At 52.6% G+C, this 14,552-nt stretch carries 15 protein-coding genes; 14 read left to right on the plus strand and 1 reads right to left on the minus strand.

What is annotated here, in order from left to right:
* Nucleotides 1-113: 113 nt before the first annotated feature.
* The 14 genes from C7820_RS02745 to C7820_RS02810 all read left to right on the plus strand — a co-directional run bounded on the left by C7820_RS02745 (nt 114) and on the right by C7820_RS02810 (nt 12,589).
* Complete coding sequence (locus tag C7820_RS02745) at nt 114-908, plus strand: segregation and condensation protein A (RefSeq protein ID WP_116229671.1); 795 nt, start codon at nt 114-116, stop codon at nt 906-908.
* Nucleotides 877-1,476, plus strand: coding sequence for an SMC-Scp complex subunit ScpB (gene scpB, locus C7820_RS02750; protein ID WP_105444744.1), 600 nt, complete (start codon nt 877-879; stop codon nt 1,474-1,476). The genes C7820_RS02745 and scpB overlap by 32 nt, the downstream gene beginning before the upstream one ends.
* Before the next feature lie 140 nt (nt 1,477-1,616).
* Nucleotides 1,617-2,300, plus strand: a complete 684-nt coding sequence (locus C7820_RS02755; RefSeq protein WP_181908919.1) for a DUF2953 domain-containing protein — start codon at nt 1,617-1,619, stop codon at nt 2,298-2,300.
* 121 nt (nt 2,301-2,421) lie between these two features.
* Nucleotides 2,422-2,895: a GerW family sporulation protein gene (gene ytfJ / locus C7820_RS02760; RefSeq protein ID WP_105444660.1), complete on the plus strand. Its 474-nt coding sequence runs from the start codon at nt 2,422-2,424 to the stop codon at nt 2,893-2,895.
* A 157-nt stretch (nt 2,896-3,052) separates the two neighbouring features.
* A complete protein-coding gene (locus C7820_RS02765) occupies nt 3,053-4,243 on the plus strand; it encodes a D-alanyl-D-alanine carboxypeptidase family protein (protein ID WP_116229673.1) in 1,191 nt (396 codons plus the stop codon).
* A gap of 35 nt (nt 4,244-4,278) precedes the next feature.
* Complete coding sequence (locus C7820_RS02770) at nt 4,279-4,926, plus strand: nucleoside recognition domain-containing protein (protein ID WP_116229674.1); 648 nt, start codon at nt 4,279-4,281, stop codon at nt 4,924-4,926.
* A 9-nt stretch (nt 4,927-4,935) separates the two neighbouring features.
* Complete coding sequence (locus C7820_RS02775) at nt 4,936-5,469, plus strand: spore maturation protein (RefSeq protein WP_116229675.1); 534 nt, start codon at nt 4,936-4,938, stop codon at nt 5,467-5,469.
* Nucleotides 5,470-5,549: 80 nt separating this feature from the next.
* Nucleotides 5,550-5,891: a peptidoglycan recognition protein family protein gene (locus C7820_RS02780; RefSeq protein ID WP_076170062.1), complete on the plus strand. Its 342-nt coding sequence runs from the start codon at nt 5,550-5,552 to the stop codon at nt 5,889-5,891.
* Between the two features lie 21 nt (nt 5,892-5,912).
* Nucleotides 5,913-6,653 (plus strand): pseudouridine synthase, encoded by a 741-nt coding sequence (locus C7820_RS02785; RefSeq protein WP_076170063.1) that lies wholly within the window; start codon nt 5,913-5,915, stop codon nt 6,651-6,653.
* Nucleotides 6,654-6,781: 128 nt separating this feature from the next.
* Nucleotides 6,782-7,306, plus strand: coding sequence for a thiol-disulfide oxidoreductase ResA (resA, locus tag C7820_RS02790; RefSeq protein WP_076170064.1), 525 nt, complete (start codon nt 6,782-6,784; stop codon nt 7,304-7,306).
* Entirely contained in the window at nt 7,306-8,997 is a 1,692-nt protein-coding gene (gene resB, locus C7820_RS02795) for a cytochrome c biogenesis protein ResB (protein ID WP_251677033.1), read from the plus strand. The genes resA and resB overlap by 1 nt, the downstream gene beginning before the upstream one ends.
* Complete coding sequence (gene ccsA, locus C7820_RS02800) at nt 8,994-10,256, plus strand: cytochrome c biogenesis protein CcsA (protein ID WP_116229676.1); 1,263 nt, start codon at nt 8,994-8,996, stop codon at nt 10,254-10,256. Before resB ends, ccsA begins: the two co-directional genes overlap by 4 nt.
* A gap of 181 nt (nt 10,257-10,437) precedes the next feature.
* Complete coding sequence (locus C7820_RS02805; protein WP_076170066.1) at nt 10,438-11,154, plus strand: response regulator transcription factor; 717 nt, start codon at nt 10,438-10,440, stop codon at nt 11,152-11,154.
* A gap of 1 nt (nt 11,155) precedes the next feature.
* Nucleotides 11,156-12,589, plus strand: a complete 1,434-nt coding sequence (locus tag C7820_RS02810) for an ATP-binding protein (protein ID WP_105444665.1) — start codon at nt 11,156-11,158, stop codon at nt 12,587-12,589.
* Between the two features lie 165 nt (nt 12,590-12,754).
* On the opposite strand, the gene serA is transcribed toward C7820_RS02810, so the two are convergent.
* Nucleotides 12,755-14,350 (minus strand): phosphoglycerate dehydrogenase, encoded by a 1,596-nt coding sequence (serA, locus tag C7820_RS02815; protein ID WP_116229677.1) that lies wholly within the window; start codon nt 14,348-14,350, stop codon nt 12,755-12,757.
* Nucleotides 14,351-14,552: the final 202 nt, after the last annotated feature.

Consider the following 14,552-nt stretch of genomic DNA (forward strand, 5'->3'; position numbering starts at 1 on the left):
TGTAGTACCCTTTTTTACGGGTACTGCATTTTTTATGTCCGCAAAGTGCCTTAAGCGCCATTGGGACACAGCCCCGCTTGGCGGGCGTACTTTAAGTGACGGGAGGATAAGCCGTGAACACCGTATTATACAAGCTGGAAACGTTTGAAGGACCGCTTGATTTGCTGCTGCACCTGATTGACAAAGCGGAAATCGACATCCAGGATATCCCCGTCAGTGAGATTACCGATCAATATATGGAATATTTGCAAAGCATGCAGGAGCTCGAATTGGATATCACCAGCGAGTTTCTGGTTATGGCGGCCACGCTGCTGTCGATCAAGAGCAAGCTCCTGCTGCCGAAGCCTCCGGTATTTGAAATGGACGAGTTTGACTTTTATGAAGAAGAAGAAATCGATCCGCGGGCGGAGCTCGTGCAGAAGCTGATCGAATACCGCAAATATAAAGGGATTGCCAAGCATTTGCAGGAAAAGGAATTTGAACGGAGCCTGATCTACTCCAAGGAGCCTGAGGATTTGACGCCGTGGGTGCCGCGCGTGTCGGACAATCCGGTCAAAGGCCTGCACGCCTCCGATTTGGTCGCGGCTTTTCAGAAGGCGCTGCGCAAGGCGTCGAAGCGGACCAGCTACGCCAAAATCCAGCGGGACGAAATTTCGGTGAAGGATCGCATCCGCGAAGTGGTGAATGCCCTGGAATCCAGCGGGCCCGGCGGTAAGCTATTGTTTTCCAAGCTGCTGCATGATGAGATGGTACGGCATGAAATTGTCGTGACGTTTCTGGCTATTTTGGAGCTGATGAAGATGAAACAAATTATTTGTTATCAGGAAAAGCTGTTCGACGACATTGTGATGGAATGGAAAGGGGGAGGTCTCTCGAATGGACTTTCCGACGTTGAAATCGATTATTGAGGGGCTGCTCTTTTTGGCGGGGGATGAAGGGCTAACGGCCAAGCAGATTGCCGAGGTCGTCGAGCACCGTCCCGAGCTGGTGACAGACGCCCTGGAAGAAATGAAGGAGGATTTTGTCAGGGAGAAAAGGGGGATCCAGGTCGTCCAGATTGCCGGCAGCTATCAGCTGGCTACGCTGCCCGATCACGCCCCGTATTTTGAGCGGCTCGCTTATTCCCCATCCCGATCCTCGCTGTCGCAGGCGGCACTCGAGACGCTGGCCATCGTGGCCTACCGGCAGCCGATTACCCGGGTGGAAATCGAAGAGATCCGCGGCGTCAAATCCGAGCGGGCGATCCAGACGCTGGTCAACAAGGACCTGATCGAGGAGACGGGACGGGCGGAGGCGATCGGACGTCCGATTTTGTACGGTACGACCAAGTCGTTCCTCGATTACTTTGGCCTGCCGAATCTTCAGGCGCTCCCGGAGCCGGCCATTTTTGAAGATACGGATAATCTGGAGGAAGAAACCCAGCTCTTGTTCGAAAAGCTGGACGGAAGACAGCTGACATTTGACGATGTGCCGTAAAACTGCATAAACAACAAGACCCATCCGGATTCCCCGGGTGGGTCTTTGGTGTTCAAAAAAAGCTTGTGGCCGAATCTTTTCCATCAGGGAATGCCATACTATGCACAGGAAGATTTATGGACAGACTTGGGGGTTTATACGTGTGGATTGTAGTCGCCATTATTGTTCTCCTGATCATTCTGCTGGTTGCCGTCATAATGTCAAGCATTACCATTACATTATGGTACAGCAAGCACAATAAGGATGACAAGGCCGTATTGGACGTCAAGATGCTGTATGGAATCGTAAAGATGCATTATGAGATGCCTTCCCTGGTGTTTGCCAATATGAAAAAGGGCTTTATGCTTCGGCTTGAGAGCAAAAACAGTTTCCGTAACGGCCAAACCGTCGGAAAAGCGCATATTAACAAAAGACGGCTGGACCATTGGGCAGATGAAGTGAGGATTATGCTCCAGTCGACGGCTTCTTTAAAGGAATGGTTTTACCGTACCATGCAGCATGTGAACATCATGAAGCTGGATTGGTCCACCAATTTATCAACCGGCGATGCAGCATGGACTGCGATTGCAACGGGAACCGTGTGGGGGCTCAAAACGACCCTGGTGGGCTGGCTTTCCTTTAAAGTACGCATGCGAAACAATCCAAGGCTCTTTGTCGTTCCGGTGTTTAAGGATGAGCCGCAGTTTGCCACCGAGCTGTCCTGCGTCGCCCGCATCTCCTGCGGTTATGCCTTGTATGCCGGCATCATGTTGATGGCCCGAATTCTCAAAGTACCGGGAGGTCCGATCCATTGGTTCCGATTGGCCAAACAGGTTCTGCGATAACAAAGGCTTACTTTATTTAACGGTACCGGCCGAGCAGACGTGACTACATACTTCAAAGGGATATGGGCAAGCTAACATCTGTGGCTCAGAGCTTAATATCAACACACTAGGAGGAATCAACATGGCAGAGCATCCGATTCAAGGCTTAATGCAGACTGCGATGGAAAACATCAAAGGCATGGTTGATGTCAACACAATCGTCGGCGACCCTGTAGAAACTCCTGACGGCAGCGTCATCCTTCCGATCAGTAAGGTGGGCTTTGGCTTTGCTGCAGGGGGAAGTGATTTTAACGCGGATGATATCAGTAAAAGCGTGAGCGCGGCACCCGGACATGAATCCAAGTCCTTGCCGTTTGGCGGAGGCAGCGGCGGCGGAGTTTCGATTCGTCCGATCGCATTTCTCGTTGTCGGCAAAGCAGGCGTGAATATCGTTCCGCTCGATAATCAAACGCATTTATTCGAGAAATTAATTGATTCCGCACCATCCATGGTGGATAAAATCACGTCGATGTTCCAAACGAATACGCAAACGGGTGCTGGTGCTGTCAATCCAGCCCAAACGACGACTTCGGAGATCAATCCTTCATTGTTTTAAGCCTGTGCCAATCCCTTCCGTCAGCCGGGAGGGATTTTTTGTGAAGAAACGATTTCTGAAAAGGGCATCGTTTTTTTCTCGTTTGCACGTTTGGCATACCCGAGTTAGGCCAAGCATATACTTGTACAAGATTTTCCGAACCGAAAGGAAAGATAACATGTGGATCAAGCATAAACGAATATGGAGCTGGATTGCGGTCATCACACTTATCGCCAGCGGCTTTGCCGGTACAAGCCGGGCATCGGCCGCGAAAAATTTACCCGCTCTCGGCACCCACGCTCAGGCCGCAGCCTTGATCGATGTCACTTCAGGCAGGCTGCTGTATTCCAGCCACGGGGACGATGAGCTCCGGATCGCCAGCCTGACGAAAATCATGACCGCCATCGTAGCGATTGAGCATGGCAAGCTGGACAGCGAAGTGAAGGTCAGCAAAAACGCCTTTGGCAAAGAAGGGTCTTCCATCTATCTCAAGCTGGGGGAAGAAATGACCCTGGAAAATATGCTGTACGGGCTGATGCTGCGTTCAGGCAATGACGCGGCCACGGCGATTGCCGAGCACGTCGGCGGTTCTGTGGAGGGGTTTGTGTATTTGATGAACGAGAAAGCCCGTATGTTGGGCCTTTCCCATTCGCATTTTATGAATCCGCACGGACTGGACGAGGAAGGCCATTATTCATCGGCCAACGATTTGGCCAGGCTGACGGCTTATGCCCTGCATAATCCGGTTTTTAAGGAAATCGTGAAGACGCCGACGAAGAAGGTTCCGAATCCGAATGAATCCTGGGACTACAAATGGGATAACAAAAATAAAATGCTCCGCCTTTATGAAGGAGCGGACGGGGTCAAGACCGGCTATACCAAAAAGGCGTTCCGCTGCCTGGTCAGCTCGGCAACCCGCAACGGCCAGCAGCTGGTCGCCGTGACACTGAATGACGGGGACGACTGGAACGACCACGGCAGGATGCTGGATTACGGGTTTGAATACTACCCGCTGAAACAGCTGACCGAAAAAGGGGAGCCGGTACAGGGTCAGGACCTGGTCGTCAGCCAGACGTTCCAGTACCCTTTTGCCGATGGTGAGGAAGCTCAGGTCAACAAGAAGCTGGTGCTCTATCCTGAAGCGGAGGAAGGAGCGCCGGATTTGAGATTCGGGCTGAGAGGGAAAATCGAGGTGTCGCTGAAAGGGGAGAAGATCGGAGAAATTCCGGTCTACAGAAAAGGAAGCGTGCTGCCGGAACGAACGGCGTCCGGAACAGCTGCTGAGCAGACGATGGCACCCGTTCACCAAAGTAATTGGGGACAATGGTTCAGCGTGGTGCTGAAGCGTCTGCTTCAGCCTGGTGCCTGATGTTAACGTAACAACCTGGGGAGAGGGGATACGAGATGATCAATGCGATTTGGCTGGGGCTTATTCTGATTGGATTCGGTTTTGCAGCAGCCCAGGGGAAAATTGAACTGGTCACTTCTGCGGCCTTCGACGGGGCTAAGACCGGGGTGACCGTATGTTTCGGGTTAATCAGCGTGCTGGTCTTCTGGCTCGGTATGATGCGCCTTGCGGAAGATTCGGGCCTGCTGAAAAAAATAGCCCGGCTGCTGAGCCCGATCGTCACCTTTTTATTTCCGGATGTGCCGAAAAACCATCCTGCCATGGGTTACATATTGTCCAATATGAGCGCGAATCTGCTCGGTCTAGGTAACGCAGCCACGCCAATGGGGATCAAGGCGATGCAGGAGCTGCAGACGCTGAATCCTGATAAGACGGCCGCCAGCCCGGCGATGTGCACGCTGCTGGCGCTCAATACGGCGAGTATCACCTTGATTCCGACTACGCTGATCGCCATCCGGATGAACTATAAGTCCGCCAATCCGACCGATATCGTTGGCACCACGCTGATGGCGACCGCCGTGGCCACGTTGGCCGCCATCGTGATGGACCGCTGGTACCGGCGCAAATTTATGCGCAGCAGGCCGAAGAAGCCGCCGGTGCATGCGGGTCCCGTTTCTTCCTCCCAATCCGAGCTGAAAGGGTGAGCAGGGCGTATGGTGGCGTTCATCAATATGATATCGGCCTGGGCGATCCCGGTACTGATCGCGTTTATTCCCCTTTATGCTTTTACCAAAAAGGTGCCGGTGTACGAGTCCTTCGTCGACGGAGCCAAAGAGGGATTTCAAACGGCCATTCAAATCATTCCTAACCTGGTCGGGATGATGGTAGGGATCAGCATTTTCCGGGCTTCAGGGGCCCTTGATTTTTTTGTGGGCTGGACAGGTCCCTTCCTTCAGCAATTGGGCGTTCCGAGTGAAATATTGCCCCTGGGTCTGCTGCGGCCGCTGACAGGAACAGGGTCCCTCGCATTCGCCACCGATCTGATCTCGGTGTATGGCCCGGATTCCATGATCGGACGGATGGCTTCAACGATTCAAGGGAGTACGGATACGACGCTGTACGTGCTCACTGTTTATTTGGGTGCGGTCGGGATCCGCAACGGGCGATATGCGCTTAAGGTCGGTCTCTTATCGGATGCGGTAGGATTTGCAGCAGCTATTGCCGTCTGCCTGCTGTTCTTCGGATAACCGGCCAGCCGTGTGGAACGGTTTCATGGACACCTCATATACTGTAACAAGCTCAGGCTAGTTTAAATGAGGTGATCCGCATGACATTCGAAGGCTTTATCATTCATCATTCCGTATGCCCTTCCATCAACGGGAAAGGGTATGATTTTTGGATCGGGGAGGATGCCTCGGTCGTTTCTTCCCCTTACGTCACCGATCCGTCCCATATCCATATTTGCCTCCAGGGTGATTTTAACCGCGAATACACCCTGTTTCGCGCTGCCGAAAAACAGCAGCTGTTCGTTGCCAGCAAACTTATTATGGAGCTGGCACGCCGCTACAATATTTCCCCCCTCTATTTGTATCCTCACTCCGACACCTGCCCAGGAGCGGATTTTCCATGGAACGAACTTGTGATTTATCCTGTTGATGGTTATCATTAGGGTTGAGGTGACCTATTGAACATGGAGAGATTACAGAAAGTGTTAGCGCAGGCCGGTATCGCTTCGCGCCGTAAGTGCGAAGAATTGATTCTGGCCGGCAAAGTGGAAGTTAACGGGGAAACCGTAACCACGCTGGGGACCAAGGCGGACCCGAATCAAGATATCATTAAGGTGAACGGCAAACCGATCAAGCACGAGCAGAAGATTTACATCGTTTTCAACAAGCCAAAAGGGGTAATTACCAGCGCGTCCGACCCGGAAGGACGAAAAATCGTAACCGATTATTTGAAAGGCATCAAAGAGCGGGTTTATCCGGTCGGCCGTCTGGACTACGATACCGAAGGTCTGCTGCTGCTGACCAATGACGGCGAATTTGCCAATCTGCTGACTCACCCGCGGCATCATGTACCCAAAACGTATCTGGCGACGGTCGAGGGGATCCCGCATGGCAGCGACCTGGACAAGCTCAAAGCCGGTATTCAGCTGGAGGATGGTATGACGGCCCCTGCCGAAGTCGAATATAAAGATATCGATACGGAGAAGAACGAAGCCGTAATCAGCATCACGATCCATGAAGGCCGTAACCGGCAGGTCAGACGCATGTTTGATGCGATCAAGCACCCGGTGATCCGGCTGAAACGCGTAGCGTTCGGCGACCTGCTGCTGCACAATTTGAAGCGCGGTTTGTATCGCCACCTGACAAAGGATGAAGTACAAAGTTTATTAAATATGGCTAAATCGGGAAATTTAAACAAAAGATAGAACGGAAGGACACATAATTTTCAAATACTCCCGGAGCACCTATGACATTATTTCGCTATAATTGTTCATAGGTTGTTCAAACTCTGCGCTTAAAATATGTGATTTGTCATGGAAAGGGAGCTTTTGGCATGGGTAAATCTAGAAAAAAGGTTCAAATCATTATCCTGCTGTTGATTGTCATTTTGGGCGGTTACGCCATTACGACACAGGTATCGGGCTCTAATGGCAAACCGACGGAAGGCAGTAAGGCGCCGAACTTTGACTTGCTCGGGTTGGACGGCAAGGTTCATACGCTCGATGAATATAAAGGCAAGGCGCTTGTTGTCAATTTCTGGGGAACCTGGTGCGAACCATGCGTGAAGGAAATGCCCGCTCTGCAGGCCCAGTATGATAAGTGGAAGGATAAGGATGTCGTCATCGTTGGCATCAACGCCGGCGAGGACAAGATGGCCGTGGAAAATTTTGTGAAGCAGGTCCATGTCAGCTTCCCTGTAATGCTGGATCCCGAGAAGGACGCCATTCAATCCTACGGAATTTCCCCGCTGCCTACGACGTTTTTTGTCTCGCCTAACGGGAAAATCAATAAGATCCATCTGGGACAGTTGGATTTGCAAACTCTCGATCAGCAAATTGAAGAGTTGGTGAATTCCTGATGATGAAGGAAGTTATTGCATTCAAGAACACCAAGTGCGAGTGCGGGCACCAAAACCCCGTGGGAACGGTGCTCTGCGAGGCTTGCGGAAGGCCATTGGAAGAACAAGACCGCGAGTCCAACGAAGTTCTGGAGATGCGCTATGACGGGATGGCACGACGCTCTCAGCGTGCCAACCCGAATTTCATAGACCGGATCTGGAACTTCTTTTCGTCTGTAAAGATCGCCGTATACATGATTATCCTGACCCTGCTCGGATCGATGCTCGGGACGATTTTCCCCCAGGAAAACACATTTCTGAACATCGATCCCTCAACGTACTACAAGGAAACTTACGGCACGGCCGGATGGATTTATTACAAGCTGGGTCTGTCGCATACGTACGAATCCTGGTGGTTTGTCCTCCTGCTCGTCATGATCGGCGCGTCGCTAGTCATCTGCAGCCTGGACCGGGTGCTGCCATTATACAAAGCGCTTACCAAGCAAAGAATTTTGAAGCATAAGCAGTTCCTGACCCGTCAGCGCGTGGTGTATCAGGGACCGGTAGAGCTGGAGTCCAAGGAATGGGTGGAGCAGGCATCCGTCCACATCAAGAAAAGAGGCTACCGTGTACATACCTTGGATAACGCTTTACTCGCAGAAAAGTACCGCTTCAGCCGCTGGGGACCATACGTCATCCATATCGGGCTGATCATTTTCCTGCTGGCCGTGCTGGCCCGCGGCTTGCCCGGTCTGCACATGGATCAGCATGTCGCTTTTCCTGAAGGCGAAATCAAGCATATTCCGAATACGTCGTATTATTTGAAGAACGAGAAGTTTACGGTTGAATATTACTCGGAACAAGATTTGCCAAAGGAGTTTCAGGGCAAAAACAAGGTGCTTCCAAAACTGTTCAAGACGCAGGCGACCCTGTACGAATGTACGGCCAACTGCAATGATCCGTCCAAACAGCCTACGCTGAAGGCCGTTGACCATCACAATATCGAGGTTAACGACCCGATGGATTACAAAGGCCTGAAGGCCTATCAGTTTGACTACGATTTGACACCGGTCCTCCGTTCGGTCAAGCCTTCCCTGGTGGACAAGAAGACCGGCAAAGATTACGGTACGTTCCAGCTGAAGATCAAGGATCCAGAGCGGAACTACAAGGTAGGGCCATATTCGCTTGAGTTGAAGGAGAAGTACAACGATTTTGGGCTGGACGAGAACGGTCAGCCCGTCACGAAAACTCCGAATCCAAACGCGCCGGCTTTTCTCTTCCTGATTAAAGGGCCGAATTTGCCAGCCGAAGGCGTACATTATTTCTATTTCCCGAAACAAGTCGACAAGGAGCGCTTCCAGCAGGATGCCATAAACGCCAAAATGAACGGCGGCAGCGTTCCGCTTGAGCTGGATGTCAAAGGAATGGGAAATGTGGACCTATCGATGTCGACCACCTATTTGAACATCCGGGTGGACAAAGCGATGCCTTTTGTCTGGGTAGGCGCAGCCATCGTCATGCTTGGACTTATACTCGGCTTCTATTGGCAGCACCGCCGGATCTGGCTGCGGATTGACGACGGGAACCTGACCCTCGGTGCGCATACCAACAAGAACTGGTTCGGCATCCGCCGGGAGATTGCGGCAATACTTCGCAAAATGAATCTGGAAGTGGACGAGAAGTCCTTGGATAACGGAGGGAATCACTCATGAGTGGATTGTTAAATTTCAGCAGCAACATGTTCGTCGTCGCATTCTTCCTGTACTGCGCGGCGTTCATCCTGTTCGCGGTCGCCATTATGGGCCGCCGCTGGAGCAACAGGGATCCGGAGTCACACCGCAGGAAGTGGGGGAATATCGCGTTCGGGGTATCCTCCCTCGGCCTGGTGCTGGAGCTAACGTACTTCTTTACCCGGTGGGCGGGCGGCGGACATATTCCCGTCAGCAACATGTACGAATTCATGTCCTTCCTTTCGATGATGGTCATGGTGGCGTTTACGGTGGTATATCTCATTTACCGCAAAACGATACTCGGCTTGTTCGCCGTTCCGATCACGATCATCATCATGGCATACGCCGCGGTATTTCCGCAGGAGGTGCAGCCGCTGATTCCGTCGCTGCAGTCCTATTGGCTGAAAATCCACGTCACGATGGCGGCGGCCGGAGAGTCGTTCTTCGCGATCGCATTTGCGGCCGGCTTTATGTACCTGCTGCGCACGGTGAATTTCAGCAGCACGGATAAAAAGGACAGACGCCAGCAGCGCTGGGTCGAAATCGTATTTTTCTCGATCATTCTGGTTATCTCGTTTATCATTACGGTCTTTGCCTTCCGTGCAGCCGGTTATGAATCCGTGTTCACCCAGACGAAGGCTTCCGGAACGGCCGGGCAAACGACGAGCGTTACACAGACCGTCGAATACAAGCTGCCGCCGATCGTTGCGCCGTACCACAGCAAGGTCGAAAGCTATCAGCCGTTCCTCGGCATGACGAAGCCGCTGTTCAGCGCTCCGTCCTGGATGAACGGGATCAACGCGGGACGCAAGTTCAATACGATTATTTGGACGGTGATCTCCGGCATTATCCTGTACGGAATCCTCCGGTTGATCGCGCGCAAGCCGCTTGGACGTGCGGCCTCTCCGTTCCTGGACGGTATCGACCCCGATGATTTGGATGAGATCAGCTACCGTGCGATCGCCATCGGGTTTCCGATCTTTACGCTCGGCGCCTTGATCTTTGCGATGATTTGGGCTCAGGTGGCCTGGGGACGCTTCTGGGGATGGGATCCGAAAGAAGTGTGGGCGCTCATCTGCTGGCTGTTCTACAGTGCTTACCTGCATCTCAGATTGTCCCGCGGCTGGCAGGGGCGCCAGTCATCATGGCTGTCGGTTCTCGGCTTCCTGGTGGTTATGTTTACCCTCGTCGGCGTGAACCTGGTCATTGCCGGACTTCACTCCTATGCGGGTACAAACTGATTCGAATATGACAATTTATATGGATTGAACTGGAGCACATTCTTACTTTAGTTCAATCCATTTAGCACTGAATAATCCGTTTCACATTGCTCGCTTGGATGTTGAAACGGATTTTTGTTAAGATTAGCATGGAGTTATGACAAGTTCTTCACAGGAACATAGAAGGGGTTGAGGTTCTCTTATGTCAGAACATACAAACCGGATCCTGGTCGTGGACGACGAGGAACGGATCCGCCGCTTGCTGAAAATGTATTTGGAGAAGGAAGGCTATGAAGTCGAGGAGGCCGAGGACGGCGAAACCGCGCTTCGTAAAGCTTCCAATCAGGATTATGGCCTGATCATGCTGGACTTGATGCTGCCCGGCATGGACGGCATCGAGGTGTGCAACCGGCTGCGCCAGCTCAAATCGACGCCGGTACTGATGCTGACCGCCAAGGGCGAGGAGATCAACCGGGTTCAAGGTTTTGAAGTCGGCGCGGACGATTATGTCGTGAAGCCATTCAGCCCGAGGGAAGTCATTTACCGGGTAAAAGCGATTTTGCGGCGCTCTTCGGCAACGGCGTACCTGTCGAAGGAAACGAATTCGAGCAACAACATCGTGTTTCCGCATCTTGTGATTGAGCACGATGCCCATCGGGTGACTGCGAACGGACAAGAGGTCAGCTTGACGCCTAAGGAATACGAGCTGCTGCATTACCTGGCGGTCTCGCCGGACAAGGTTTTTTCCCGGGAAGAATTGCTGAAGGATGTATGGAACTATGAATTTTTCGGTGACCTTCGGACGGTCGACACGCACGTGAAGCGCCTGCGGGAGAAGCTGAACAAGGTATCACCGGAGTCGGCGGCGATGATCACCACCGTCTGGGGCGTAGGCTACAAGCTCGAGGTACCGAAATAACATGAATTTCTGGACCTCTCTTGTCGGGAAGCTCTGGGCGACCATCATCTGCCTGGTCGCATGCATCCTGATTATTCTCGGGTTATTTCTGCTTCCATACATCGATATGAATTATTCGAACTCCGGGGACATCAAGCGGCTGTTTACGTACACGGCGATCATCGGGTTTTCGATGACGACCTTCTTTGCGCTGTTTCTGCTGACGAAGATTACGCAGCCGATGCAGCAGATGATTCAGGCTACCGAAGCGATCCGTAAAGGCGAGTACAACACGCGCCTGTCGATCAATACGAGCGACGAGATCGGGAAGCTGGCGAACACGTTCAATCATATGGCGGCTGAGCTGGAAGACAACATCCGCAACTTGAACCAGGAAAAGGAGCATTTGGCGAGCGTCCTCCGAAGTATGAGCGACGGCGTCATTACGTTCGATACTTCAGGCAAGGTGATCTTGACGAATCCACCGGGACAGAAGCTGATCACCCAATGGAAGGATATCCACTGGAACTTGGACCAGGAGGACGCCGAAGGGGAGGAAGAACAGCAAGTACCCGAGCCTTTGCTGGACCTGTTCGACAATATGCTGGAGGGCAGCGGCGACACGAGCACGAATCTTCACGTCAAGCAGGGCGTCTGGTCGGTTCATATGGCGCCTCTGTATTCGGATAACGACATCCGCGGGGCGGTTGCGGTGCTCCGCAACGTAACCGAGGAAGTGCAGCTGGAGAAAATGCGCCAGGACTTCGTTGCCAACGTATCGCATGAGATCCGTACGCCGCTGTCCATGATGCAAGGATACAGCGAAGCGCTGCTGGATGGCATGGCGGCGTCGCCGGAGGAGAGCCAGGAACTGATTCAGGTCATTCATGATGAATCCCTTCGCATGGGGCGACTGGTTAAGGATCTGCTTGACATGGCGCGGATGGAAGCGGGGCATGTCGACATGGCCAAAAAGCAGCTGGACCTCAACGAGCTGCTGGAGCGCGTATACCGCAAGTTTACGGTACGGGCAAAGGAGCGGAATATCGAGCTCCTTTATGACCGCAAGACGGAGGATATGGTGCTTGAGGAGGCCGACGAAGACCGTTTGGAGCAGGTGATGACCAACCTGCTGGACAATGCGTTCAGGCACACGCCTGAAGAGAAGAAGATCAGCATCCTTGCAGACCGTGTCCTGTCGGACAACAAGCCGATGATCCGAATCGTGGTGAAGGATGAGGGCGTAGGCATTCCGCCGGAGGATCTGCCGTTCGTGTTTGAACGGTTTTACAAGGCGGACAAGGCACGGGTACGCGGGGAATCGGTCGGAACGGGTCTTGGGCTAGCCATTGTTAAGAACATCGTAGAATCGCACCAGGGCAGCATTCAGGTGGACAGCATCCTGGGCGAAGGAACGGCCTTTACTATGCTGCTGCCTGTCGAAAGCCGTAAATAATGGAAAAAGAACAGGAAACACCTCTGACGGGGTGTTTTTTTGTTGAAGAAAAAAGATTAATCTTGTTCAACGTGGAACATCAGCTTATTTCCCCACCAACAAAAAACAGCGTAAGGCAGGCTCACTAGAACCTGCTTACGCTGTTCTTAACAAAGTATGGACCGATTAGGAAAGGACGATTTCGACGGCACTGTTGAGTTCCGGAATCGTCGTCAGCTCATTCAGCACTTCTTTCTGCACGCCTTTGTCAACGGTCAGAATCATGATGGCTTCGCCGCCGATAATTTTCCGGCCGACCTGCATCGAAGCGATGTTAACGTCGTTCTTGCCGAGCAGCGTTCCGACTTGGCCGATAATACCCGGTTTGTCGTTATGGGAAATCAGGATTTGATGACCCTCCGGAGCGATATCGACAGGGAACTTGTTCAGCTGCACGATCCGCTCGCCATAGCCGTTAAGCAGGGTGCCCGCTACCAGACGCTCTTCGTTTTCGGAGGTTTTGAGGGTAACGGTAAGCAGGTTCGTAAAGCCTTTGGATTTAGGAGCCGTGGATACGGCCACGTTGACTTCACGGTTTTTGGCAAGATGCATGCAGTTGACGATATTGACTTCGCTGCCAAGGTGGTGGGCAAGCACGCCTTTGACGATATAGCGAGTCAGCGGAAGGGTGTCGATGTCGGACAAATCTCCCGCATAGTCCACATGAATTTCATGGATCGCCTGGTTTTTCGTAATTTGGGCGGCAAAGCTGCCCAGTTTCTCCCCGAGCGAGAAGTAAGGCTGCAGACGGCTCATAATGCTCGGTGCCACCGGCGGCATGTTGACGGCGTTCTTGAACGGCTCGTCGCGCAGAATATGCAGCACCTCTTCAGAAACGTCAATGGCTACGTTCTCCTGGGCTTCGATGGTGGAAGCGCCGAGGTGAGGCGTAACGATAATTTTCGGATGGTTCAGGAACGGATGGTCCTGCTGCGGCGGCTCCGATTCAAACACGTCGAATGCGGCGCCGGCAACGATACCTTCGTCGATCGCTTCAACCAGGGCCATCTCGTCAATGACGCCACCGCGGGCGCAGTTGATGATGCGCATACCCTTTTTCATCACTTCAAATTGCGGACGGGAAATCATATGACGGGTCTCCGGCGTAAGCGGCGTGTGCACCGTCATAAAATCGGCATTCCGGATAATATCGTCCACCGTTGCCAGCTTCACTTCGAGCTTCTCGGCGCGCTCCTGGGTCAGGAACGGGTCGAATGCCAGAATGTTCATGCCGAACGCTTTGGCACGTTTGGCCACCTCGCTGCCGATCCGTCCCATACCCAGTACGCCGAGCGTTTTGTTGCGAAGCTCGACGCCAAGGAACGATTTGCGATCCCAGGTTCCGCCGATCGTTTTGGCATAAGCTTGTGGGATGTGACGGGCGAGCGCCATCATCATCGCAAAGGTATGCTCGCAGGTGGTTATCGTATTGCCGTCAGGGGCATTAATAACGATGATGCCGCGTTGGGTTGCCGCTTCGAGGTCGATGTTGTCCACGCCGACACCGGCGCGGCCGACGACTTTCAGGCGGGTTCCCGCGGCCATAATTTTTTCGGTAACACGCGTTTGACTGCGAACGAGAAGGGCGTCATAATCCCCGATGATCGCCACAAGCTCGTCTTCGGAGAGCCCTGTATTTTTCTCTACCGTGACATCAGGTGCATCGACTAACTGCTGGATTCCGAGATCGCTGATCGGATCCGATACTAACACTTTAAACATTGGTTTCCATCCTCCTTAAATATCTAGAACGCTTATATATAAGGACATGTCCGATAGGAACATATCCGTGAAGCCGAAAGTGGAGCCGCTGAGCCTATGCGAGGCAATCAGGCGGACGCCTAAGTTCATTCCGTAAAGCAACGCGGTACTGTGCCAAAGGATGAACGTGCAGCTGGCCGGATTTTTCTCATTATTCTTAGTT

This window comes from Paenibacillus sp. VMFN-D1, assembly GCF_003386155.1.
Taxonomy (GTDB): Bacteria; Bacillota; Bacilli; order Paenibacillales; family Paenibacillaceae; genus Paenibacillus_AQ; species Paenibacillus_AQ favisporus.